At 60.1% G+C, this 24,806-nt stretch carries 20 protein-coding genes; 12 read left to right on the forward strand and 8 right to left on the reverse strand.

Annotated elements, in window-relative coordinates; genetic code table 11:
- Nucleotides 1-90 precede the first annotated feature (90 nt).
- Nucleotides 91-1,566, reverse strand: a complete 1,476-nt coding sequence (locus CLU80_RS20245) for an inorganic phosphate transporter (protein WP_007917114.1) — start codon at nucleotides 1,564-1,566, stop codon at nucleotides 91-93.
- A gap of 374 nt (nucleotides 1,567-1,940) precedes the next feature.
- Entirely contained in the window at nucleotides 1,941-2,141 is a 201-nt protein-coding gene (locus CLU80_RS20250) for a hypothetical protein (protein WP_008080067.1), read from the reverse strand.
- A 650-nt stretch (nucleotides 2,142-2,791) separates the two neighbouring features.
- On the opposite strand from CLU80_RS20250, the gene pcaR reads away from it, so the two are divergent.
- The 11 genes from pcaR to pcaC all read left to right on the forward strand — a co-directional run bounded on the left by pcaR (nucleotide 2,792) and on the right by pcaC (nucleotide 13,801).
- Nucleotides 2,792-3,634 carry a pca regulon transcriptional regulator PcaR gene (pcaR, locus tag CLU80_RS20255; RefSeq protein WP_007917109.1) on the forward strand — a complete coding sequence of 281 codons (843 nt, stop codon included), beginning with the start codon at nucleotides 2,792-2,794 and terminating at the stop codon, nucleotides 3,632-3,634.
- A gap of 293 nt (nucleotides 3,635-3,927) precedes the next feature.
- Nucleotides 3,928-5,274: a 4-hydroxybenzoate transporter PcaK gene (gene pcaK / locus CLU80_RS20260; protein ID WP_093438668.1), complete on the forward strand. Its 1,347-nt coding sequence runs from the start codon at nucleotides 3,928-3,930 to the stop codon at nucleotides 5,272-5,274.
- Between the two features lie 268 nt (nucleotides 5,275-5,542).
- Nucleotides 5,543-6,400, forward strand: coding sequence for a CoA transferase subunit A (locus CLU80_RS20265; protein WP_099758203.1), 858 nt, complete (start codon nucleotides 5,543-5,545; stop codon nucleotides 6,398-6,400).
- Nucleotides 6,400-7,179, forward strand: coding sequence for a CoA-transferase subunit beta (locus CLU80_RS20270; protein ID WP_064393051.1), 780 nt, complete (start codon nucleotides 6,400-6,402; stop codon nucleotides 7,177-7,179). The genes CLU80_RS20265 and CLU80_RS20270 overlap by 1 nt, the downstream gene beginning before the upstream one ends.
- Nucleotides 7,176-8,381 carry a 3-oxoadipyl-CoA thiolase gene (pcaF, locus tag CLU80_RS20275; RefSeq protein ID WP_177413065.1) on the forward strand — a complete coding sequence of 402 codons (1,206 nt, stop codon included), beginning with the start codon at nucleotides 7,176-7,178 and terminating at the stop codon, nucleotides 8,379-8,381. The genes CLU80_RS20270 and pcaF overlap by 4 nt, the downstream gene beginning before the upstream one ends.
- A 36-nt stretch (nucleotides 8,382-8,417) precedes the next feature.
- Entirely contained in the window at nucleotides 8,418-9,122 is a 705-nt protein-coding gene (pcaH, locus tag CLU80_RS20280; protein ID WP_093438659.1) for a protocatechuate 3,4-dioxygenase subunit beta, read from the forward strand.
- 1 nt (nucleotide 9,123) lies between these two features.
- Nucleotides 9,124-9,690 carry a protocatechuate 3,4-dioxygenase subunit alpha gene (gene pcaG, locus CLU80_RS20285; RefSeq protein WP_099758205.1) on the forward strand — a complete coding sequence of 189 codons (567 nt, stop codon included), beginning with the start codon at nucleotides 9,124-9,126 and terminating at the stop codon, nucleotides 9,688-9,690.
- Nucleotides 9,691-9,887: 197 nt separating this feature from the next.
- Nucleotides 9,888-11,183, forward strand: coding sequence for an MFS family transporter (locus tag CLU80_RS20295; protein ID WP_034153075.1), 1,296 nt, complete (start codon nucleotides 9,888-9,890; stop codon nucleotides 11,181-11,183).
- Between the two features lie 46 nt (nucleotides 11,184-11,229).
- Nucleotides 11,230-12,594: a 3-carboxy-cis,cis-muconate cycloisomerase gene (locus tag CLU80_RS20300; RefSeq protein WP_099758206.1), complete on the forward strand. Its 1,365-nt coding sequence runs from the start codon at nucleotides 11,230-11,232 to the stop codon at nucleotides 12,592-12,594.
- Between the two features lie 12 nt (nucleotides 12,595-12,606).
- Complete coding sequence (pcaD, locus tag CLU80_RS20305) at nucleotides 12,607-13,395, forward strand: 3-oxoadipate enol-lactonase (protein WP_099758207.1); 789 nt, start codon at nucleotides 12,607-12,609, stop codon at nucleotides 13,393-13,395.
- A 13-nt stretch (nucleotides 13,396-13,408) separates the two neighbouring features.
- The gene (pcaC, locus tag CLU80_RS20310) at nucleotides 13,409-13,801 is read left to right on the forward strand and encodes a 4-carboxymuconolactone decarboxylase (protein WP_007957838.1); all 393 of its coding nucleotides are present in this window, start codon (nucleotides 13,409-13,411) and stop codon (nucleotides 13,799-13,801) included.
- Nucleotides 13,802-13,923: 122 nt separating this feature from the next.
- Here pcaC and CLU80_RS20315 read toward each other — a convergent pair whose 3' ends face one another.
- The 5 genes from CLU80_RS20315 to emhA all read right to left on the reverse strand — a co-directional run bounded on the left by CLU80_RS20315 (nucleotide 13,924) and on the right by emhA (nucleotide 22,464).
- Complete coding sequence (locus CLU80_RS20315; RefSeq protein WP_099758208.1) at nucleotides 13,924-14,727, reverse strand: methyltransferase domain-containing protein; 804 nt, start codon at nucleotides 14,725-14,727, stop codon at nucleotides 13,924-13,926.
- Nucleotides 14,728-15,006: 279 nt separating this feature from the next.
- Nucleotides 15,007-16,266, reverse strand: a complete 1,260-nt coding sequence (locus tag CLU80_RS20320; RefSeq protein ID WP_099758209.1) for an OprD family porin — start codon at nucleotides 16,264-16,266, stop codon at nucleotides 15,007-15,009.
- Between the two features lie 415 nt (nucleotides 16,267-16,681).
- A complete protein-coding gene (emhC, locus tag CLU80_RS20325; protein WP_093438633.1) occupies nucleotides 16,682-18,142 on the reverse strand; it encodes an efflux RND transporter outer membrane subunit EmhC in 1,461 nt (486 codons plus the stop codon).
- On the reverse strand, nucleotides 18,139-21,303 hold the full coding sequence (gene emhB, locus CLU80_RS20330) for an efflux RND transporter permease subunit EmhB (protein WP_095125606.1): 3,165 nt from the start codon (nucleotides 21,301-21,303) through the stop codon (nucleotides 18,139-18,141). Before emhB ends, emhC begins: the two co-directional genes overlap by 4 nt.
- A gap of 3 nt (nucleotides 21,304-21,306) precedes the next feature.
- Nucleotides 21,307-22,464, reverse strand: a complete 1,158-nt coding sequence (gene emhA / locus CLU80_RS20335) for an efflux RND transporter periplasmic adaptor subunit EmhA (protein ID WP_099758210.1) — start codon at nucleotides 22,462-22,464, stop codon at nucleotides 21,307-21,309.
- 266 nt (nucleotides 22,465-22,730) lie between these two features.
- On the opposite strand from emhA, the gene emhR reads away from it, so the two are divergent.
- Nucleotides 22,731-23,363, forward strand: coding sequence for an efflux system transcriptional repressor EmhR (gene emhR / locus CLU80_RS20340; RefSeq protein ID WP_016982806.1), 633 nt, complete (start codon nucleotides 22,731-22,733; stop codon nucleotides 23,361-23,363).
- A gap of 381 nt (nucleotides 23,364-23,744) precedes the next feature.
- Here emhR and CLU80_RS20345 read toward each other — a convergent pair whose 3' ends face one another.
- Nucleotides 23,745-24,794 (reverse strand): alkene reductase, encoded by a 1,050-nt coding sequence (locus tag CLU80_RS20345; protein WP_093438614.1) that lies wholly within the window; start codon nucleotides 24,792-24,794, stop codon nucleotides 23,745-23,747.
- Nucleotides 24,795-24,806: the final 12 nt, after the last annotated feature.

Here is a 24,806-nt window from a genome sequence, read left to right on the forward strand (position 1 = left end):
AATCCCAATCCCAATCCCAATCCCAAAACCCCAAACACAAAAAAAGGCGCGATCCTCTCGAATCGCGCCTTTCTCAAGTACCGCTATCTATCAACTACCCAGCGCCTTCGACGCCAGCCAGAACAACCCGGCCGACAGCGCCACAGTCGCCGGCAGGGTCAACACCCACGCCAACAGAATGGTACGCACAGTGCCACCCTGCAGGCCGCTCTTGTTAGCGACCATGGTGCCCGCCACGCCCGAAGACAGAACGTGAGTGGTCGACACCGGCAGGCTGAAGATATTGGCCATACCGATCAAGCTGGCAGTAGTGATCTGCGCCGACATGCCCTGGGAATAGGTCATGCCCTGCTTGCCGATCTTCTCACCGATGGTCAGCACCACGCGTTTCCAGCCAACCATGGTGCCCAGGCCCAGAGCCAGTGCGACCGCCAGAATCACCCAGAACGGGGCGTATTCGGTGGTGGTGGTCAGGTCTTTGCGCAGCTTGTCGAGGTCAGCCTTTTCACGGGCTTCCAGGCCTGGCAGCTTGCCAACCTTCTTCGCGGTGTCGTCCAGGCAGAGCAGGTAACGACGCACTTCGATGCGGCTCTCGGACGACAGCGAATGGTAGTCCGCTACGCCTTTAAGCGTGTGCAGCAGGGCGCTGATGGTCGGTTCGGTCTGCTGCGGGTTGCAGCGGAATTTCTCCGGCAGGTCGCCTTCCACGCTCTTGCCCAAGGCCAGGAATTCACCCAGCGAATCGGCGTTGCGCTGGTAGAACTGGCTCAGGTGCAGGGTCGCGTCGCGAGTGCGTTCGATCTGATAGGTGGTGCTGTTCAGGTCGAGAACGAACTGCGCAGGCACGATACCGATCAGCACCAGCATGATCAGGCCGATGCCTTTCTGGCCATCGTTGGAGCCGTGCACGAAGCTCACGGCCATCGCCGAGATCACCAGAACCAGACGGTTCCAGAACGGTGGATGCTTCTTGTCGTCGATCTTGCGGCGTTGTTCCGGTGTCTTGTGCATCTTCGACAGCGGACGCCACCACTTCAGGCCGATCAGGATCAGCGCGGCGATCAGGAAGCCGGCCATTGGCGAGAACACCAGCGAGGCGCCGATGTCGATCGCTTTTTGCCAGTTCACGCCGTCGGCCAACGGAATGTCGTTGATCAGGGCGTTGGCCAGGCCGACACCGAGGATCGAGCCGATCAGGGTGTGCGAGCTGGAAGCCGGGATACCGAAGTACCAGGTGCCCAGGTTCCAGGCGATTGCCGCGGCGAGCAACGAGAACACCATCGCCAGGCCATGGCCGGTGTTCACATTGATCAGCAGCTCAACCGGCAGCAAATGGACAATGGCATACGCCACGCCAACGCCGCCCAGCAGCACGCCGAGGAAATTGAACACACCGGAGAAGAAGACCGCCAGGTGGGGCGGCATGGCTTTGGTGTAGATAACAGTGGCTACCGCGTTAGCGGTGTCATGAAATCCATTGATGAACTCGAAGGCGAGGACAAACGTCAGGGCGAGCAAGAGGCTCACAAGCACCCAAGCATCCAGTCCGCTGAATAAATCGATCATGAAGGTTTTCTGACCCGGTCGTAAGGGGGCGCGATTATGCCAGAAAAGACTGGGAATCGATCCCCTCCCTGCTCATCGGTTACACACTTCTTCGATTTAATTTGTTGCAACGCATGAAAACCAAGCGTGCTGCAAGGTTTTTCAAGTGCTTGATTTGCTTGATAAAAAGCTTGTTTTGCAAGCGAATTTATCGATGCGCAGACGTCTCAAACGCTTGTCTGAAATATCTCTGAAACCTGTAGGACGCCCGTTCTCAGTCAGTCAGACCGGATGATGGCCGCTGCCCGCGGGTAGCGGGCGCGCAAGGCATCGTCGTTCCACCGCGCTTGTAACCGGTGTGGACGCAAACCTTCAGAAGATCCGAAAAACGTCGCTCAAGGCTCTTCGGCTTTGAGTTCCTTTTCGATCTTTTCGATTTCTTGCTTGAAGACCTGATCCTGAACGGTAGGGCGTTTACGCCATGCTTTGCGTTCCGGTTCGGGCTGAGCGGCGTAGGTGGTGACTTCCCCGCCGTAAACTTCCTTGTAACGTTGTTCCTGGCGCTCAAGTTCCGCGCGCAGTTCGTCTTTCGTCACAGTGCTACCTGTATGAGTTGAGTTAAGTGTCTGGTGAAACGCACTGCAACGAATCGGTTGAACGGAGCCACCGCGAGTTCAACGCCCGGACAGGCATTGGTGTAAACGGTGGGGCGATCAAGACTTACGTGTTACAGGCGGCTACGGCACCAGATAAAAACTGACGCAGCATCAGTTTCCTGTTTCAGCGAGCGCAGGCGTTGCATGAGTGATTCGCGTCAGGCGCTGGCCGGGCTGTTGGCGATGGACATCGCCGCAGCGGGTGACGACCTCCGCGATTAAAAACGAGGTGCCACTGAGCTGCATTATAGCGGTCGATTCAGGAATGACTATCTTTGCCAAGTTAAAAACGGTTCCGGATGTGTGATTGTTTTGTGACTCGCAACTTTTGTTACTAGTTGAAGTGCGTGTTGGCCCTTATTGGGTGGGTGATCTGTTTTTGGCGCCATTTAGTCGGACAACTAAAGCTGTGATTCTGATAATCGCAAAGTTTGGCTTGCCCTATAAATAGCTAGACGCCATCCCAACAGCTGATTGCGATTATCGGTCGACGGTTCGATAATCGCCCAATCTTGCAGCCCGACGCTTGTGCATTTGTCGGCGAGCCGCTTGTATAGCCCATTGATCCGTGCCGGATAAAAGGACAAGAAATGAACGATCAAATGCGCAACTCCTTCACCTCTGTGGCGCCGCCGATCGTCGCCTCGCCGGCCAAACGTATCCAGGCGCTGACCGGTGATCCGGACTTCATGACTTCGCTGGCTCGTGGTCTGGCGGTGGTGCAGGCGTTTCAGGAGCGCAAGCGCCATCTGACTATCGCCCAAATCAGCCACCGCACCGAGATTCCCCGCGCCGCCGTGCGTCGTTGCCTGCATACGCTGATCAAACTCGGCTACGCCACCACGGACGGTCGCACCTATTCCTTGCTGCCCAAAGTGCTGACACTTGGCCACGCCTATCTGTCGTCGACGCCGTTGGCAGTGTCCGCTCAGCCGTACCTCGACCGCATGAGCGAACAACTGCACGAAGCCTGCAACATGGCCACGCTGGAGGGCGACGACATTCTCTACATCGCCCGCTCGGCGACCACTCAGCGGCTGATTTCGGTGGACCTGTCGGTGGGCGGTCGCCTGCCAGCGTATTGCACGTCGATGGGGCGGATTCTGCTGGCAGCACTTGATGACACCTCGCTGCGTGAATACCTCGATCACGCCGAATTGGTCGCCAAGACCAGCCGCACGATTCACACCCCCGACGCGTTGCTCGAATGCCTGCAGGAAGTGCGGCAGCAAGGCTGGTGCATCGTCGATCAGGAACTGGAACAAGGTCTGCGTTCGATTGCCGTGCCGGTCTACGACGCTTCCGGCCAGGTGGTGGCAGCGCTCAACGTCAGCACCCACGCCGGTCGCGTCAGTCGTACCGAGCTGGAGCAGCGCTTCCTGCCGGGCCTGCTCAGCGCCAGTCGCGACCTCAGTGCGCAGTTGTTTGCCTGATGAAGTGTTCGATAAACGCACAGTGTTGCGTTTATCGAATTGACGCTAAAACCCTCGGATCATTAATGTCGCGGCAGCGTCATCCGGCGCTGATGTGAATGAGCCCGCCGGACTGCCGACTCCCATAATAATGACAAGAGGCAACTCACCATGCGCATGCTCTCCGACTGTCTCCGCCCCATCCGCTGTTGCCGGGTTCACCGCAACGCCTGATCCAGACCTTCTATTCTTGTGACCGTGCCGCTCTCTGGCCGGCCGCCGTTCGACTGCGTTTTTTGCGTGGAATAAAAATAATGAACCAGCCTCAGTCCGCTGTGGGTAACTGCCTCGACGTGCAGACCTTCATCAATGCCCAACCGATCTCGCGCTATCAGTGGCGCGTGGTGATTCTGTGTTTCCTGATTGTCTTTCTCGATGGCCTCGACACCGCCGCGATGGGGTTTATTGCCCCGGCGCTGTCGCAGGATTGGGGCATCGACCGGGCCAGCCTTGGCCCGGTGATGAGTGCCGCGCTGATTGGCATGGTCTTCGGTGCACTCGGCTCTGGCCCTTTGGCTGACCGCTTCGGGCGCAAAGTCGTGCTCGTCGGCGCTGTGGTGCTGTTTGGCGCCTTCAGCCTGGCGTCGGCGTACAGCAGCAACGTTGAACAGCTGCTGGTGCTGCGCTTCCTGACCGGTCTGGGACTGGGGGCGGGGATGCCGAATGCCACCACACTGCTCTCCGAATACACCCCGGAGCGCAAGAAGTCGCTGTTGGTGACCAGCATGTTCTGCGGTTTCAACCTCGGCATGGCCGGTGGCGGGTTTATTTCCGCCAAGCTGATTCCGGCGTTCGGCTGGCACAGTCTGCTGCTGATCGGCGGGATCTTGCCGCTGATCCTCGCTGTGGTGCTGCTGTTCTGGTTGCCGGAGTCGGCGCGTTATCTGGTGGTGCGCAATCGTGGCACGGACAAAGTGCGCAAGACCCTGGCGCCGATCGACCCGGTCACCGTCGCTCAGGCCTCGAGCTTCAGCGTACCGGAACAAAAAACCGTCAAGGCGCGCAACGTGTTCGCGGTGATCTTCTCCGGCACTTACAGCACCGGCACCTTGCTGCTGTGGCTAACCTACTTCATGGGTCTGGTGATTGTTTATCTGCTGACCAGTTGGTTGCCGACGCTGATGCGTGACAGCGGTGCGAGCATGGAGCAAGCCGCATTTATTGGCGCGTTGTTCCAGTTCGGCGGGGTGTTGAGCGCGGTCGCTGTGGGATGGGCGATGGACCGCTTCAATCCGCACAAGGTCATCGGCATTTTCTACCTGTTGGCCGGGGTGTTTGCCTACGCGGTCGGGCAGAGCCTGGGCAACATTACCTTGCTGGCGACCTTGGTACTGGTGGCGGGGATGTGCGTGAACGGCGCGCAATCGGCGATGCCGTCGCTGGCGGCGCGGTTTTATCCGACCCAAGGGCGGGCGACCGGGGTCTCGTGGATGCTGGGCATCGGCCGCTTTGGCGCGATTCTCGGGGCGTGGATGGGCGCAACGTTGCTGGGCTTGGGCTGGAATTTCGAGCAGGTGTTGACGGCGTTGGTGATTCCGGCGGCGTTGGCCACCACGGCGGTGGTGATCAAAGGCATGGTCAGTCATGCGGATGCGACCTGAGTTTCATGCGTAGGAATGTTCGTCGAATGTTCCGGCCCCTTCGCGAGCAGGCTCGCTCCCACATTTTGAAATGCATTCCAATGTGGGAGCGAGCCTGCTCGCGAATGAGGTGATAGTTAGGAGAGCAACAATCTGTTCGATAAACGAACACTCAGTCGATTATCGGATTGTTTGGCCATTTCCCCAGGCTTAATCTGCAGTGACTCCGGCGCTGAACCTCGCGCCTTTTTATCACTGGCGATTCATTACAAAAACAGGAGCCCGCTCCATGGCTGAGATCCTTTCGCTGCACGACGCGGTGAAGCAATTCGTCAACGACGGTGACACCGTCGCACTCGAAGGCTTCACTCACCTGATCCCTACGGCAGCGGGTCATGAAATCATTCGTCAGGGCAAGAAAGATCTGACGCTGGTGCGGATGACGCCTGACCTGATCTACGACCAACTGATCGGCGCGGGTTGCGCACGCAAACTGATTTTCTCCTGGGGCGGCAACCCGGGTGTCGGTTCGCTGCACCGCCTGCGTGACGCGGTCGAGAAACAATGGCCGCATGCTCTCGAAATCGAAGAGCACAGCCATGCCGACCTGGCCAATGCCTACGTCGCTGGTGCATCCGGCCTGCCGTTCGCGGTGCTGCGTGCCTATGCCGGTTCCGACCTGCCGAAGGTCAATCCACTGATCAAAACCGTGACCTGCCCGTTCACCGGTGAAGTGCTGGCGGCGGTGCCGTCGGTGCGCCCGGACGTGACCGTGATCCACGCACAGAAAGCCGACCGCCAGGGCAACGTGCTGCTGTGGGGCATCCTCGGTGTGCAGAAAGAAGCGGCACTGGCGGCCAAACGCTGCATCGTCACCGTGGAAGAGATTGTCGACGACCTCAACGCGCCGATGAACGCCTGCGTGCTGCCGACCTGGGCCTTGAGCGCGGTCTGCCACGTACCCGGCGGCGCACATCCGTCCTACGCCCACGGTTACACCGAGCGTGACAATCGTTTCTACCAGGCGTGGGATCCGATCGCCCGTGACCGTGAGACGTTTACCGCGTGGATCAACGAATACATCCATGGCTGCGCTGACTTCAGCGCGTTCCAGGCCAAGTTGGCCGCTGCTTCGGAGGCCAAGTAATGACTTACACCACCAATGAAATGATGACCGTCGCGGCGGCCCGTCGCCTGAAGAACGGCTCGGTGTGCTTCGTCGGTATCGGCCTGCCGTCGAAAGCCGCCAACCTCGCGCGCCTGACTTCTTCGCCGGACGTGGTGCTGATCTATGAATCGGGTCCGATTGGCGCCAAGCCGAGCGTGTTGCCGCTGTCCATTGGTGACGGCGAACTCGCTGAAACCGCTGACACCGTCGTACCGACCGGTGAGATTTTTCGCTATTGGTTGCAGGGCGGACGCATTGACGTTGGTTTCCTCGGTGCTGCGCAGGTCGACCGTTTCGGCAACATCAACACCACCGTGGTTGGCGATTACTTCTCGCCGAAAGTGCGTCTGCCGGGTGCCGGTGGCGCGCCGGAGATTGCCGGTTCGGCAAAAAGCGTGTTGATCATCCTTAAACAGTCGGCGCGTTCGTTTGTCGACAAGCTCGACTTCATCACCTCGGTTGGTCACGGCGAAGGCGGCGACTCGCGCAAACGTCTGGGCCTGCCGGGCGCCGGGCCGGTCGGGATCATCACCGACCTGTGCATCATGGAGCCGGAAGAAGGCACCCACGAATTCGTGGTCACCGCGCTGCACCCGGGCGTGACCCGCGAGCAAGTGGTCGCGGCCACCGGTTGGGCGATTCGTTTTGCCGAGCATGTTGAAAACACTGCTGAACCGACTGAAGTCGAACTGACCGCGCTGCGCGATCTCGAAGCGCGTACTGCCGCCGCCCACGGCCAGGCACCGGGAGAAGCATGATGCGTGACGTTTATATCTGCGACGCGATTCGCACCCCGATCGGCCGTTTCGGCGGCGGTTTGTCCGCCGTCCGCGCCGATGACCTGGCCGCTGTGCCGATCAAGGCCCTGATGGAACGCAATCCATCGGTGGACTGGAATGCCATCGACGAAGTCTTCCTCGGTTGCGCCAACCAGGCCGGCGAAGACAACCGCAACGTTGCGCGCATGGCGCTGCTGCTGGCCGGTCTGCCGGAAAGCGTACCGGGCGTGACGCTCAATCGTCTTTGCGCTTCGGGCATGGACGCGATCGGCACCGCATTCCGCGCAATCGCCAGCGGCGAGATGGAGTTGGCAATTGCCGGCGGCGTCGAGTCGATGTCCCGCGCGCCGTTCGTGATGGGCAAGGCTGACGCAGGTTTTTCGCGCAACATGAAACTGGAAGACACTACCATCGGCTGGCGTTTCATCAACCCGTTGATGAAGGCGCAGTACGGCGTCGACGCGATGCCGCAGACCGCTGACAACGTCGCCGACGACTATAAAGTGTCGCGCGCCGATCAGGACGCGTTCGCTCTACGCAGTCAGCAACGCACTGCTGTCGCGCAGGCTGCGGGCTACTTCGCCGAAGAAATCGTCGAAGTGCGGATCGCCCACAAGAAGGGCGAAACCGTAGTCAGCCAGGACGAACATCCGCGCGCCGATACCACGATCGAAGCACTGACCAAGCTGAAGCCAGTCAACGGCCCGGACAAAACCGTCACCGCCGGCAATGCTTCCGGGGTCAACGACGGTGCTGCGGCACTGATTCTGGCTTCCGCCGACGCGGTGAAAAAACATGGCCTGACCGCCCGCGCCAAAGTGCTCGGCATGGCCAGCGCTGGTGTCGCACCTCGGGTGATGGGCATCGGCCCGGTGCCGGCGGTGCGCAAATTGATCGAGCGCCTGGGCGTCGCGGTCAGCGATTTCGACGTTATCGAACTCAACGAAGCGTTTGCCAGCCAGGGTTTGGCGGTGCTGCGCGAACTGGGTCTTGCCGATGACGCTGCGCAGGTCAACCCGAACGGCGGGGCGATTGCCCTTGGTCACCCGTTGGGCATGAGCGGTGCGCGTCTGGTGCTGACCGCACTGCATCAGTTGGAAAAGACCGGTGGCAAGAAAGGTCTGGCGACCATGTGTGTCGGTGTCGGCCAAGGTCTGGCCCTGGCCATCGAACGCGTCTGACGCAAGCCGTGACGAAATAGAACAGAGGAAAGCGACATGTCTGACAAGCCTGGTTACCGTCGTCCGCAGGAAGGCACTCAGCCTGAGTACCTGCACCCGACGTATCAATCCACCAACCTGCGCTCGCCGTCCAAGCCATTGGTGTTTCTGCCGCACTCGCTGTCGGAAATCACCGGGCCGACCATCGGCGCCGAGCGCGTGGGCGACACCGATAACGACCTGACCGCCCAGCATGCAGGCGAGCCGCAGGGCGAACGCATCATCATTCACGGCCGCGTGCTCGACGAAAACGGTCTGCCGGTGCCGGGGATTCTGGTGGAAATCTGGCAGGCCAACGCCGCCGGCCGCTATAACCACAAGCGCGACCTGCACGACGCGCCGCTGGACCCGAACTTCACCGGTACTGGCCGCACCGTCACCGACGCCGATGGCTGGTATCAGTTCCAGACCATCAAGCCCGGCGCCTACCCTTGGGGTAACCATCACAACGCCTGGCGCCCGGCGCATATCCACTTCTCGCTGTTCGGGCCGAGCATCCTCACGCGTCTGGTCACGCAAATGTATTTCCCGGGCGATCCGCTGCTGGCCTACGACCCGATCTACAACTGCGTGCCGGACACCTCGGCCAAGGAACGCCTGATCGCCAGTTTCGATCTGGAAAAAACCATTCCGTCCTACGCCCTCGGTTATCGCTGGGACATCGTGCTGCGCGGGCGTGAAGCCACGCCGATGGAGAAATAAGATGACGCTGACTGCGACCACGTCCCACACCGTCGGGCCGTACTACCACATCGGCCTGACCTGGCTGAACCGTGAAGACCTCACCGTTGAGCAAACCCTCGGCGAGCGCGTGGCAATCGCCGGGCAAGTGGTGGATGGCAACGGCGATGTCGTTAACGACGCCATGCTCGAAGTCTGGCAGGCGAATGCTGCCGGCAAGTACGACCATCCGGAAGACGAGCAGGACAAACCGCTTGATCCGAACTTTGAAGGTTTTGGCCGGGTGCCGGTGGATGCAGAAGGGCGCTTCCGTTTCACCACGATCAAACCGGGCACGGTTGAGGGCCTGAAAGGTTCGACCCAGGCGCCGCATCTGGTGGTGCTGGTGTTTGCCCGTGGCTTGGTCAAACACTTGCTGACGCGGATCTACTTTGAAGGCGAGCCGGCCAACGTTGATGATCCGTTACTCGAATGTGTGCCGGCCGAGCGTCGCAGCACGTTGCTGGCCAAGCAGGACGCCTCGGGTGTTTACCAGTGGAATGTGATTCTGCAGGGCACTGACGCCGAAACCGTGTTCTTCGATTATTAAAAGAACACCACCAATCCCCTGTGGGAGCGAGCCTGCTCGCGAAAGCGGTGGGTCAGCCAACATAAATGTCGTCTGACACTCCCTCTTCGCGAGCAGGCTCGCTCCCACAGGGGAGAACTGTGTTGCTGATGGAACTGTGGAACGGGACTGTTGCAAAGTATGTCTAGACTCTCACTGTCCCTATCGAGTGAAAAACAATGACAACGACCACCTCCCATTACACCGGTGAAGAGCGCAGCAAGCGCATCTTTGCCATTGTCGGCGCCTCGTCCGGCAACCTCGTCGAATGGTTCGACTTCTACGTCTACGCCTTCTGCGCGATTTATTTCGCCCCGGCGTTCTTCCCCTCCGACAACCCGACGGTGCAACTGGTCAATACCGCTGGCGTGTTCGCCGCCGGCTTCCTGATGCGCCCGATTGGTGGCTGGATTTTCGGCCGGGTCGCCGACAAGCACGGGCGCAAGAACTCGATGCTCATCTCGATTCTGATGATGTGCTTCGGCTCGTTGCTGATTGCCTGCCTGCCGACCTATAAGGACATCGGCGTCTGGGCACCGGTCCTGCTGTTGTTCGCACGCTTGCTGCAAGGCCTGTCGGTCGGCGGCGAGTACGGCACCACCGCCACCTACATGAGCGAAGTTGCCCTCAAGGGCCAGCGCGGATTTTTCGCCTCGTTCCAGTACGTGACGCTGATCGGCGGGCAATTGCTGGCCGTGTCGCTGGTAGTAGTGCTGCAGCAATTTCTCACTGAAGACGATTTGCGTGCCTACGGCTGGCGGATTCCGTTTGTGGTCGGTGCGGTGGCGGCGCTGATTTCGCTGTTCCTGCGTCGCAGCCTGAAAGAAACCACCAACAAGGAAACCCGCGCGCATAAAGACGCCGGCAGCATCAGCGCACTGTTCCGCGATCACAAAGCCGCGTTCATCACCGTGCTCGGTTACACCGCCGGTGGTTCGCTGATTTTCTACACCTTCACTACCTACATGCAGAAGTACCTGGTCAACACCGCTGGCATGCACGCCAAGACCGCCAGCTACATCATGACCGGCGCGCTGTTCCTGTATATGTGCATGCAGCCGCTGTTCGGCATGCTTGCTGACAAGATTGGCCGCCGTAATTCGATGCTCTGGTTCGGCGCGCTCGGCACGCTGTTCACCGTGCCGATTCTGTTGAGCCTGAAAAGCGTCAGCAGCCCGTTCCTCGCGTTTGTATTGATCACCGTGGCGCTGGCGATTGTCAGTTTCTACACCTCGATCAGCGGCCTGGTAAAAGCCGAAATGTTCCCGCCGGAAGTCCGCGCCCTTGGCGTTGGTCTGGCCTATGCGGTGGCGAACGCGATCTTCGGCGGTTCGGCGGAATTCGTCGCCCTGAGCCTGAAGAACATCGGCATGGAAAACTCCTTCTACTGGTACGTTACGGCCATGATGGCGATCGCCTTCCTGTTCAGTCTGCGCTTGCCGAAACAGGCGGCGTATTTGCACCACGATCTCTAACCCGAAGTGCGCGGGTCGTCAGGGCCCGCGCCGGCAAGGACTGTTTATGACTCAGCGACCGGGCAATCAATTGTTCGATGCCTATTTCACTGCCCGCGATATGCGTGAGGTGTTCTGCGATCAGGGCCGCGTGCAGGCCATGCTCGACTTCGAAGCGGCGCTGGCCCGGGCCGAGGCGCGGGTCGGGTTGATTCCAGCTTCCGCTGTGGCACCGATTGCGGCGGCATGCAGCGCTGGTCTGTATGACTTCGCGGCGCTGGGCGAGGCGATCGCCACGGCCGGCAATTCGGCGATTCCGCTGGTCAAGGCATTGGGCAAGCAGATTGCTGCCAGCGACGCTGAAGCCGAACGTTATGTGCATTTGGGCGCGACCAGTCAGGACGTGATGGATTCCGGGCTGGTGTTGCAATTGCGTCAGGCGCTTGAGTTGATCGAGAACGATCTCGCGCGACTCGCTGATTCCCTCGCGATCCAGGCGCAACGTCATGCGGCGACGCCGTTGGCCGGGCGCACGTGGCTACAACATGCGACGCCAGTGACCCTCGGTATGAAAATCGCCGGATGGCTGGGCGCGGTGACTCGCAGCCGTCAGCGCTTGCGTGAACTCAAGCCGCGTTTGCTGGTGCTGCAATTCGGTGGCGCTTCCGGGACCCTCGCCGCGTTGGGCGAACAGGCCTTGCCGATTGCCGACGCGCTGGCTGAAGAACTGCAACTGACCTTGCCGGAACAGCCGTGGCACACCCAGCGTGATCGCGTGGTCGAGTTCGGCGCGGCGCTGGGTTTGATCGCCGGCAGCCTGGGCAAATTCGGCCGCGACATCAGCCTGTTGATGCAGACTGAAGCGGCTGAGGTGTTCGAGCCATCGGCGCCGGGCAAGGGTGGTTCGTCAACCATGCCGCACAAGCGCAATCCGGTCGGCGCAGCGGTGTTGATCGGCGCAGCGACGCGCGTTCCGGGTCTGGTCTCGACGCTGTTCAGCGCGATGCCGCAGGAGCACGAACGCAGCCTCGGTCTGTGGCATGCCGAATGGGAAACGTTGCCGGAAATCTGCTGCCTCGTTTCCGGTTCGCTGCAACAGGCGCGATTGCTTGCCGACGGTCTGGAAGTCGACGCCGCACGCATGGCCCGCAACCTCGAATTGACTCAGGGGCTGGTGTTGGCCGAAGCCGTCAGCATTGTCCTCGCCCAGCGTGTTGGCCGCGACGCCGCGCATCACCTGCTCGAACAATGCTGCAAACGCGCGGTGGCCGAGCAGCGCCATTTACGCGCCGTGCTCGGTGACGAACCGCAAGTCACCGCCGAGTTGAGCAGCGCTGAACTCGATCAACTTTTGAACCCCGCCCATTACCTCGGCCAGGCGAAAACCTGGGTCGAGCGCGCGGTGGCCGAACACAACGCATTGTCTGTCTGAAAGGAGAGGGCTGTGGCTTTCGTTCAACTCGCCGATGGCGAACTGCATTATCAAATCGAGGGCCCGGTCGATGCGCCGGTGCTGGTGCTCTCCAACTCGCTAGGCACTGATCTGCACATGTGGGACGCGCAGATGCCGGCGTTTACCGAGCATTTTCGCGTGCTGCGTTTCGATACCCGTGGCCACGGCGAATCGCTGGTTACGCCGGGTCCTTACAGCATCGAGCAACTGGGTCATGACGTGCTCGGTTTGCTGGATGCACTGCACATTGAGCGTGCGCATTTCTGCGGCCTGTCGATGGGAGGCCTGATCGGTCAGTGGCTGGGGATCAATGCCGGGCATCGGCTGCATAAGCTGATCGTCTGCAACACCGCGGCAAAGATCGGCGATCCGTCGGTGTGGAATCCACGCATCGAAACCGTGCTGCGTGACGGTGCGGCAGCGATGGTGGCCCTGCGTGATGCTTCGATTGCCCGCTGGTTTACCCCGGACTTTTCGGCTGCTCATCCGGCAGCGGCCAAGCAGATTACCGACATGCTTGCGGCCACTTCGCCTGAAGGTTATGCGGCCAACTGCGCAGCGGTGCGTGATGCCGATTTCCGCGAGCAACTGGCTTCGATCAACGTGCCGTTGCTAGTGATTGCCGGCACTGAAGATGCGGTGACGCCGCCGTCCGGTGGGCACTTTATTCAGGAACATGTACGCGGCGCCCAGTACGCTGAGTTCTACGCGGCGCATCTGTCAAACGTGCAGGCTGGCGCGGATTTCAGTGATCGTGTGTTGGCGTTTCTAAACGCCTGATAAGGGGATTTTCGTGGACGAGAAACAACGTTACGACGACGGCATGCAAGTGCGCCGCGCGGTGCTGGGCGATGCCCATGTCGATCGCAGCCTGACCACGCTGACCGAGTTCAACTCGGAGTTTCAGGAGATGATCACCCGCCATGCCTGGGGCGATATCTGGACGCGACCGGGCTTACCACGTCATACGCGCAGTCTGATCACCATCGCCATGCTGATCGGTATGAACCGCGAGGGCGAGCTGAAACTGCACCTGCGTGCGGCAGCCAATAACGGCGTGAGCCGGGGTGAGATCAAGGAAGTGATCATGCAGAGCGCGATTTACTGCGGGATTCCGGCGGCGAATGCCACTTTCCATCTGGCGGAGTCGGTGTGGGACGAGCTGGGTGTTGAATCCAGGGATTGATGGCGCCAGAAATTACGCCTTCGCGAGCAAGCTCGCTCCCACAGGGAAATGCATTCCAATGTGGGAGCGAGCTTGCTCGCGAAGGGGGCAGACGCCGTTGCGCATCAATCAGCACAACTCATTCAAACCGTGGCAACGATGAATATCCGCTTGAACGCAAACAACGTATGCCCGTCCGCCTCCTGCGGATAATGCTTATGCACCCGCATCAGGTAGTGATAGATAAACCGCGTCTGTTCCGCTGAATCCAGCGCCTGCATCACCGGCCGCAGCGCCGAGACCTTCACCCAGTCATAAATTGGCGATTTGCCGTCAACCACCTGCAACTGCTCGGTCTCCCAGATATCCAGCGACGTGGTCATGGGCGCGAGCAAACGGTAGTAATCCTCCAGCGCCAACAACGGCCGCGCGGCCATGCGCTGGCGCAGTTCAGGTGTGCCCATTGGCGTGCCATCGGGGCCGCCATTTTCGAGAGTGTCGAGCATCAGCCGATACCACAGCGCATCGCGCCAGTCCGGCATGTGCGCCGCCAGACAGCCGCCGGGATTCAGATAACCGAGCAGGTGCGGCAACAGCGTTTCATGGCCCTCGATAAAGTGCAGCACGGCGGCGGCGAGCAGTAGATCTGCCGGTTGCTCCGGTTGCCAATCGAGCAGATCGCAGTGTTTCCATGATGCCCTGAGCGGCAGACAGCGCGCTTCTGCGAGCATCTGTGCCGAGCTGTCGATCCCCTGCAACTGCGCGCGCGGCCAGCGTTTGGCCAACAACTGCGTGGCAATGCCGGTGCCGCAGCCCAGGTCGTAAATGCGTTGAGGATTTGGCAGGTCAACACGGTCGAGCAATTCATTGACCGGGCGTTGCCTGAGACGGGAAAACTGCTGGTACGCCTTGGCGTCCCAGTCGGGTGTTGCAAGACGAGAGATCATTGAGGTGGTCCTCCGGTGATCGTTGGTGTCTTCCGATGACAACCTGGCTCCCAGCTTGAGGACCGACTACGACGACGGAAGCGGAAAGGTGAAGCACCTGACTCCTTCAGGTTTTGTCACTTTATCTGTCGGCCGGCAAAGTGCCACTTCTCCCGACAAGTGGCGCAGATTCAAATGTAGGAGTGAGCCTGCTCGCGATAGCAGTGTGTCAGTCACCTTAAATGTCACTGACACACCGCTATCGCGAGCAGGCTCACTCCTACAGTTTGAAAGCGGTGTTTAGAGGAGGCTGATCGGGTAGCTAACGATGAGGCGGTTCTCGTCGAACTCGTTATTGCTGAAGTCCCGGCGCATGGTCGAGTTGCGCCATCTGACGTTCAGATCCTTCAGCGCGCCGCTCTGCACGGTGTAGCCCAGTTCCGATTCGCGGCCCCATTCCTTGCCGTCGGTGATCGTCCCGGTGTGCACGTTGTCGCCGCTGATATAGCGGTTCATCAGCGTCAGGCCGGGGATGCCCAGCGCGACGAAGTTGTAGTCATGGCGTACTTGCCAGGAACGTTCCTGCGCGTTGTCGTAGCTGGCGTTGTAGCTGTCGTTGGCCAACGTGCCGCCGCTGGTGCCGTTGACGCGCATCCACGCGCTGTCGCCGGTGAGTTTCTGCAGGCCGACGTAGAAGGTGTTGCCGCCGTACTTCGCCGAGAACATCCCCGACCAGGTTTTGTTGTCGAGGTCGCCGGCGCGGGCGCTGCCATCGTCCTTGCCGTAGAAGAAGCCGAGGTTGGCGCCCAGCGTCCAGTCGCCCAGCGGCTGGCTGTGGATCAGGTTGACGTATTGCTGGCTGTAGATGTCCTTGAGTTCGGCGTTCCACAGGCCGATCTGTGTGCGTTTTTCGTTGAAAACGTATTCACCGCCCTGAAAGTTGAAGCGATCAGAGGTGAACGCCGCTTTGCCGGTCATCGACATGTCGCTCATGCTGCTGTCGTCACGCGGGCTGTTGGCGCGGAACTGGCCGCCGTAGAGGGTCAGGCCGTCGATTTCTTTGGACGTGATCTGCCCGCCACGGAAGGTCTGTGGCAATGAGCGGCCATCGTCCGAACGCAGGATCGGCAGCACCGGCATCCACTCGCCGACCTTCACTTCGGTCTGCGAAAGCTTGGCTTTGAAAGCGACGTTGGTGCGGCCGAAGTTGTCCGCCGGACGACCGTCATGGTCCAGCGGCAGCAACTGGGTGCCGCCGGTGCCTTTACCGCCATCAAGCTTTACCGAATACAGGCCCAGCACGTCCATGCCGAAGCCGACGGTGCCTTGGGTGAAGCCGGACTTGGCGTCGAGGATGAAGCTCTGCGTCCACTCTTCAGCCTTGCCCTGAGCCTTGGTCGGGTTGGTGAAGTTACGGTTGATGTAGAAGTTGCGCAGGTTGAGGTTGACCTTGGCGCCCTCGATGAAACCGGCTTCTTCAGCCGCTGCGGGCAGCGCCGCGCCGGCCAGGGCCAGGGCGATCAGGCCGGGAATTGCGTAAGGCGCAGGGGAGGTTGTCATGGGCTCGGGTCTCTCTTGTTTTTTTTAAGGCGAACAGGTGCGCTGACACCGGTTTTCGGGGTGCAGACATGAAAAGTGTTCAGAGGTGAAACGACGGCAATCAGCCGGACGGGGCAGGGCGCGGGAGCATGTTGTCGAACCTGTTGTTATTGGTTTTGTGGAGCGAATGGTGCGGGGCGCGGATGTTTTGATTCAATTGGTAAAAGCGGGTTTTGGGCGATTATCGAACGCAAGATTCAGTTGGGTTTTATGGTGTCTGTGAGGGCCTCTTCGCGAGCAAGCTCGCTCCCACATTTGGAATGCGTTCCCCTGTGGGAGCGAGCTTGCTCGCGAAGGGGCCAGCCCAGACAACACACCTTTCTGCCAGGCAACAAAAAGCCCACCAATCGGTGGGCTCCTTGTATTCAGCCGATGATCAGAACAACTTCATCTTCGGTGCTTCTTCTTTCAGCGGTTCGTTCTGCGCGGTTTGCGCATTCCAGCCACCGCCCAAGGCCTTGTACAGGTTGACTGCACTGGTCAGCTGCGCGAGGCGGTCGGTGATCAGCGCTTGTTGCGCGCTGAACAGCTGACGCTGGGCATCGAGGAACGTCAGGTTGCTGTCGACGCCGATGCGGTAGCGACGTTCGGCCAGGCGGTAGTAATCCTGGTTGGCCGCGACGAAGTCACGCTGCGCTTGCAGCTGCTCGGTGTAGGTCTGGCGGGCGGCGAGGCCGTCGGCGACTTCCTGGAAGGCCGTTTGAATGGACTTCTCGTAGTTCGCCACGCCAATGTCCTTCTGGATCTTGGCGTAGTCGAGGCTGGCGCGCAGGCTGCCGGCGTTGAAGATCGGCAGGTTGATCTGCGGCTGGAACAACCACGTCCCCGAACCACCCTTGAACAGGCCGGACAGGTCCGGGCTCAGGCTGCCCGCGTTGGCGGTCAGGCTGATGCTCGGGAAGAACGCGGCACGGGCTGCGCCAATGTTGGCGTTGGCCGCTTTCAGGTTGTACTCGGCTTGCAGAATGTCCGGACGACGTTGCAGCAGATCCGAAGGCAGACCGGCCGGGACGTCGCTGAGCAGGTCATCGGACAGCGGTTTGGCCGTTTGCAGATTGGCCGGGATACCAGTGCCGAGCAGCAGGGTCAGACTGTTTTCGTCCTGCGCGACCTGGCGGGTGTAACGCGCCAGTTGTGCACGAGCGTTCTCGACCGAGGTGCGCGACTGCGCCAGGTCCAGTGCCGAAGCCACACCGACTTCGTTGCTGCGGCTGGTCAGCTTGTAGCTTTCTTCGAAGGCACCGAGGGTGTCCTGGGTCAGCTTAAGCAGTTCCTTGTCCGCTTGCCAGGTCAGGTAAGCATTGGCGACGCTGGCGACCAGACTGATCTGGGTGCTGCGGCGTGCTTCTTCGGTGGCGAAGTATTGTTGCAGCGCTTGTTCGCTCAGGCTGCGAACGCGACCGAACAGGTCGAGTTCGTAGGCGCTGATGCCGACAGTGGCGGAGTAGGAGCTGGTGATGCTCGACTCGCCGGTTTGCGAGGCACGGGCCGGAACCCGCTGACGGCTGCCGCTGGCATTGGCCGATACCGCCGGGAACAGATCGGCACGCTGGATGCGGTATTGAGCCGCGTAAGCGTCGATGTTCAGCGCCGCGACACGCAGGTCGCGGTTGTTTTCCAGGGAGACCTGGATCAGCTGTTGCAGCGCAGGGTCATGGAAAAACTGCTTCCAGCCTTGCTCGGCAGCGGCTTGCGCCGGTGCCTGGGCCGGCGAATAGGCCGGCCCCTGCGGGTACTGACCTGCGACCGGAGCCTCAGGCTGCTGATAATCAGGTATCAGCGAGCAACCGCTCAGCACGAAGGCGGCGACTGCGATGGAGAGTAGCGACTTGCTCATTGGCCAGCCTCTTTAGGAGTTTCTTTAGTGTCATCCGGGTCGGTGATTTTACGCTGGCCCATGGACGAAACCGTAACGAAGAACAGGGGTACCCAGAAAATCGCGAGTACGGTGGCGGTGATCATACCGCCAATTACCACGGTGCCAATGGCGTGCTGGCTGCCTGAGCCGGCGCCTGTGGAAATTGCCAGAGGCACTACGCCGAGGATGAACGCCAGGGACGTCATGATGATCGGACGCAGACGCATGCGGCAAGCTTCGATGGCTGCGTCGCGCAGACTGGCGCCCTGTTCATGCAATTCCTTGGCGAACTCGACGATCAGAATGGCGTTTTTCGCTGCCAGACCGATGGTCGTCAACAGCCCCACCAGGAAGTACACGTCGTTGGACAGCCCGCGCAGACTGGTCGCCAGCAAGGCACCGATGATCCCCAGCGGAACCACGAGCACCACCGCAATCGGAATCGACCAGCTCTCATAGAGAGCCGCCAGACACAGGAATACCATCAGCAGCGACAGCGCAAACAGTGCCGGCGCCTGCGAACCCGCCAGACGTTCTTCATAGGACAGCCCCGTCCAGGAGATGCCTACGCCTTTCGGCAGTTTCGCGGCAATGGCTTCGACCTCGGCCATGGCTTCACCCGTGGAGTAACCTGGAGCCGGGGCACCGAGGATTTCCACCGCTTCCACACCGTTGTAGCGCGAGAGCTTCGGCGAACCGTAGATCCACTCGCCCTTGGCGAATGCCGAGAACGGAACCATGGTGCCGCTGGCGTTGCGTACGTACCACTTCTTCAAGTCTTCCGGTTTCATGCGCGAATCCGGCTGGCCTTGCACGTACACCTTCTTCACCCGACCACGGTCGATGAAGTCGTTGACGTAGCTACTACCCAAAGCAATCGACAAGGTGTTGTTGATGTCGCTGATGGTAACGCCCAGGGCGCTGGCCTTCTCGTCATCGATTTCGAGCTGGAATTGCGGCTCGTCATTCAGACCGTTCGGACGTACCTGCGACAACACTTTGCTTTGCGCCGCCATGCCGAGGAACTGGTTGCGTGCCTCCATCAGTTTTTCATGACCGATACCGGCGCGGTCCTGCAGGAACACGTCGAAACCGGTGGCGTTACCCAACTCCAGCACTGCCGGCGGGGCGAAGGCGAACACCATCGCGTCGCGGAAGGTAAAGAAGTGCTGCTGGGCGCGAGCCGCCAGCTTGAACACGCTGTTGTCGGCGTTACGCTCATCCCATGGCTTGAGCATGATGAATGCCATACCCGAGCTCTGACCACGGCCGGCGAAGTTGAAACCGGTCACGGTGAACACCGAGGCGACGGTGTCACCTTCACCGCCATCCTTGGTCGGACGCAGCAGGTATTCACGCATTTCATCCACGACTACCTGGGTGCGCTGGGCGCTGGAACCAGCCGGGGTCTGCACTTGAGCGAACAGTACGCCCTGGTCTTCTTCCGGCAGGAAGGAGGAAGGGATGCGCATGAACAACCAGATCATGCCGATCAGAATCAGCGCGTAGGCCAGCAGGTAAGGCACTTTCTGGCGCAGGATATTGCCGACGCCGCGCTCGTAGCTTTTGACGCTGCGATCGAAGTTGCGGTTGAACCAGCCGAAGAAGCCTTTTTTCGGAACGCCGTGCTCACCATGGGGAATAGGCTTGAGCATGGTCGCGCAGAGTGCCGGGGTGAAGATCAGCGCGACCAGCACCGACAGGGCCATGGCCGAGACGATGGTGATCGAGAACTGCTTGTAGATCACACCGGTCGAGCCACCGAAGAACGCCATTGGCAGCAGAACCGCCGACAGTACCAAGGCGATACCGACCAGTGCGCCCTGGATCTGGCCCATGGATTTCTTGGTCGCTTCCTTCGGAGACAGGCCCTCCTCAGCCATGACTCGCTCGACGTTTTCCACCACGACGATGGCATCGTCCACCAGCAAACCGATGGCCAGTACCATGCCGAACATGGTCAGGGTGTTGATGCTGAAACCGGCGGCGGCGAGGATGCCGAACGTACCGAGCAATACCACCGGCACGGTCATCGTGGTGATGACGGTGGCGCGGAAGTTCTGCAGGAACAGGAACATCACCAGGAACACCAGCGCGATCGCTTCGACCAGCGTGTGAACCACACCTTTGATCGACTCGGTCACTACGGGGGTCGTGTCGTACGGGAACACCACTTCCATGCCAGGCGGGAAGAACGGCTTGAGGCTGTCGATAGTGGTGCGCAAGGCTTTGGCAGTATCGAGGGCGTTGGCGCCGTTGGCCAGTTTCACTGCCAGACCGGATGCCGGGCTGCCGTTGAACTGGGCACTGATGGCGTAGTTTTCGCCACCCAGGCCAACATCAGCCACGTCTTTGAGGCGAACCTGCGAACCGTCCTTGTTGACCTTGAGCAGGATTTCCTTGAACTGCTCGGCCGTCTGCAGACGGGTCTTGCCGATGATCGTCGCGTTTAGCTGCTGGCCCTGTACGGCCGGCAAGCCGCCGAGCTGGCCGGACGAGACCTGGACGTTTTGCGCCGCGATGGCAGTCTTCACGTCGATCGGGGTCAGGTTGAAATTGTTCAGCTTGGCCGGGTCGAGCCAGATGCGCATCGCATACTGGGCACCGAAGACCTGGAAGTCACCGACACCGGCGGTCCGCGAGATCGGATCCTGCATGTTCGACACGATGTAGTTGGACAAGTCGTCCTTGGTCATGCTGCCGTCACGCGAGACCACGCCGATGACCAACAGGAAGTTTTTCACTGCCTTGGTCACGCGGATACCTTGTTGCTGCACTTCCTGCGGCAACAGCGGGGTGGCGAGGTTCAGCTTGTTCTGAACCTGCACCTGCGCGGTGTCGGAGTTGGTGCCTTGCTCGAAGGTCGCGGTGATGGTCATGCTGCCGTCGGAGTTACTTTCCGAGGACACATAACGCAAGTTGTCGATACCGTTGAGCTGCTGCTCGATCACCTGGACCACGGTGTCCTGCACGGTTTGCGCCGAAGCGCCCGGGTAGGTCACGGAGATCGCAATGGCCGGTGGCGCAATGCTCGGGTACTGGTTGATCGGCAATTTCAGGATCGAAAGTGCCCCGACCAGCATGATCACCAGGGCAATTACCCAGGCGAAAATCGGACGGTCGATGAAGAATTTTGACATGGATTACTCCCCTTTGCCGCCGGCGGCTTTGTCAGCTGCCTGAGCGGGGGCCGGGTTCTTGGTGCCGACGTTGGTCGCTTCGGTCGGTTTGACCTCGACGCCCGGTTTGACGAATTGCAGCCCTTCGGTGATCAGGCGATCGCCGGCCTTCAAGCCGTCTTCGATCAGCCATTGGCTGCCGACGGTGCGGCTGGCCTTCAACTGACGCAACTCGACTTTGTTGTCCGGGCCGACGACCAGTGCGGTCGGCGTGCCTTTGAGGTCACGGGTCACGCCTTGCTGCGGGGCGAGGATCGCGGCGCTGTTGACACCGGCCTGCAGCTGCGCGTGGACGAACATGCCTGGCAACAGGGTGTGATCCGGGTTCGGGAACACGGCGCGCAGGGTTACCGAACCGGTGGTCTGGTCGACCGACACTTCGGAGAATTCCAGCTTACCGTCGAGCTTGTATTGGCTGCCGTCTTCCAGGGTCAGCTTGACTGCGGCGGCGTTGTCGCCAGCTTTCTGCAGACGACCGCTTTCCAGTTCGCGGCGCAGCTCCAGCAGTTCCACCGAGGACTGGGTGACATCAACGTAGATCGGGTCCAGTTGCTGGATCACGGCCATGGCGTCGGTTTGACCATTGCTCACCAAGGCACCTTCGGTGACCGAAGAGCGGCCGATACGCCCGGAGATCGGCGCGTACACCTTGGTGTAACGCACGTTGATCTGCGCGCTCTGCAGCGACGCTTCCGATTCCATGCGGTTGGCCACGGCGGTGTCGTATTCCTGACGGCTCACGGCCTGCTCGTCGACCAGTTGCTTGTAGCGGTCGGAGATCGACTTGGTCGAACGCAGGTTGGCTTCGGCGCTTTTCAGGGTCGCTTCATAGACCGATGGATCGATCTGATACAGCTGCTGGCCGGCTTTGACATCGCCGCCTTCCTTGAACAGACGCTTGAGAATGATGCCGTTGACCTGCGGTCGAACTTCCGCGATGCGGTACGCACTGGTGCGGCCCGGCAGTTCGGAGGTGAGGGTAAATGCTTGTGGTTGCAGGGTGACGACGCCGACCTGAGGCGGTGGAGCGGCCGGGGCCGCTTCTTCCTTTTTACATCCGCTGAGCAGCGATGCCAGGGCGACGGCAGTGACCAGAGCGGTAACAGCTGGCTTGAATTGCATGAAGATCCTCGGGTCAGGCGCGCGAAAAGCGCACAAGAAGTGTGGAAGGGTAAAAATTGGGTACCGGGTGGATAAGTAGCTTGCTAAGGAATATACTTACGTTCATGGTTGTTTGTAAATACCTTTGCCTTGTACCCACCCTGTTACAAAACTCGTCGCAAGGTTTGAAATTGTAGGCCGGGGAGCAGATCCGTGAGAGATCGCCCCCTCTTTATTCAGCGGATATTCAGCCATCCCTGAAACATCCTGTTTGAGGTTTTACTGTCATGGTCCGTCGTACCAAAGAGGAAGCTCAAGAAACCCGTAGCCAGATCCTGGAAGCGGCGGAGAAAGCCTTTTATGAAAGGGGTGTCGCTCGTACGACGCTGGCCGATATCGCGACAATGGCCGGCGTCACACGTGGTGCTATTTACTGGCATTTCAGTAACAAGGCCGATCTGGTCCAGGCCATGCTGGATTCGCTGCGTGAGCCGCTGGATGAATTGGCCAGGGCCAGCGAAAGTGAAGATGAACTCGATCCGTTGGGCTGCATGCGCCAACTGCTGATTCATTTGTTTCATCAAGTTGCGCTGGACCCGAAAACCCGGCGGATCAACGAAATTCTGTTTCATAAGTGCGAGTTCACCGATGAAATGTGCGATTTGCGCCAGCAGCGCCGGGACGTCAGTCTCGATTGCAACGAGCGCATCGCTCTGACGTTGCGTAATGCGGTCAATCGCGGCCAGTTGCCGGAAGATCTCGACACCGCCCGCGCGGCCATCAGTATTCACAGCTATATCGATGGCCTTCTGTATGGATGGCTTCTGGCGCCGGACAGCTTTGAGTTGCATGCCGAGGCCGAGCGTTGGGTCGATACAGGGTTGGACATGCTGCGCCTGAGCCCCAGCCTGCGCAAATGAAACAAAATGCGTAATTGACACCGCTTATGTCAATTGGCCTGCCTTTATATAGCTTCGCAGCGGGGGGAGTTTAAACGTAGCGAGCTACGCATTTTGTAGGGAATTTGTGTCTTCTGTGTGAATGAGTGTGAGCCGCTTGCCCTCACCCTAACCCTCTCCCAGAGGTAGAGGGGACTGACCGAGGTGTTCTTGCGAGATACGCCGACCTGAGATATCAGGTCGAACTCCAGATTTGAAAAGCACAAATATCGGCTCCCTCTCCCTAGGGAGAGGGCTGGGGTGAGGGGCTGCGTACTAAAAAGCGCAATCAATCTTCCGGCGAACACAAAAAAAGCCCCCAACTCTCACAAGTCGGGGGCTTTCGCGTTTCTGGGTGATGCCTTACAGCGCCGGATAGTCGATATAACCGACCGGGCCTTTCGCGTAGAACAACTCCGGACGCGCATCATTCAACGGCGCATCCGCCTTCAAACGAGCCGGCAGATCCGGGTTGGCAATGAACGGCACACCAAATGCCACGGCATCAGCCTTGCCGCTGGCCAGCCACTCATTAGCGCTGTCCTTGGTGAAGCGTTCGTTGGCGATGTAAGGGCCGCCGAACGCTTCTTTCAATTGCGGGCCGAGGCTGTCGGCGCCTTCTTTCTCACGGGAGCAGATGAACGCGATGCCGCGCTTGCCCAGTTCACGTGCGACGTAGGTGAAGGTTTCCGCCAGGTTGTCATCGCCCATGTCATGGGAGTCAGCGCGCGGTGCCAAGTGCACACCAACGCGACCAGCGCCCCAGACTTCGATCGCCGCATCTGTCACTTCCAGCAGCAGACGTGCACGGTTTTCCAGTGAGCCACCGTAGTTGTCGGTGCGCTGGTTGGTGCTGCTTTGCAGGAACTGGTCGAGCAGGTAACCGTTGGCGCCGTGGATTTCCACGCCGTCGAAACCGGCGGCTTTGGCGTTCTCGGCACCGGTGCGGTAAGCGTCGACGATGTCGGCGATTTCAGCGGTTTCCAGTGCACGCGGGGTTGGGTAGTCGGCCAGTGGGCGCACCAGGCTGACGTGACCTTTAGGCTGGATCGCGCTCGGTGCCACCGGCGCTTCACCGTTGAGGTACGACTCGTGGGAGATACGGCCCACGTGCCAGAGCTGCAGGAAGATCTTGCCGCCGGCAGCGTGAATCGCTTTGGTCACGTTGGCCCAGCCACGCACTTGATCGTTGGACCAGATGCCCGGGGTGTCCGGATAGCCGACGCCCATTGGCGTTACCGAAGTGGCTTCGCTGAGGATCAGGCCAGCGGACGCGCGTTGTACGTAGTATTCAGCCATCAGCGCGTTCGGTACGCGGCCTTCGTCGGCGCGGCAGCGGGTCAGTGGGGCCATGATGATGCGGTTGGCCAGCTCGACGTCGCCGAGTTTGATCGGATCAAAAATAGTTGCCATGTCTACAACCCT

The organism is Pseudomonas sp. 29 (genome assembly GCF_002754355.1).
GTDB lineage: Bacteria > Pseudomonadota > Gammaproteobacteria > Pseudomonadales > Pseudomonadaceae > Aquipseudomonas > Aquipseudomonas neuropathica.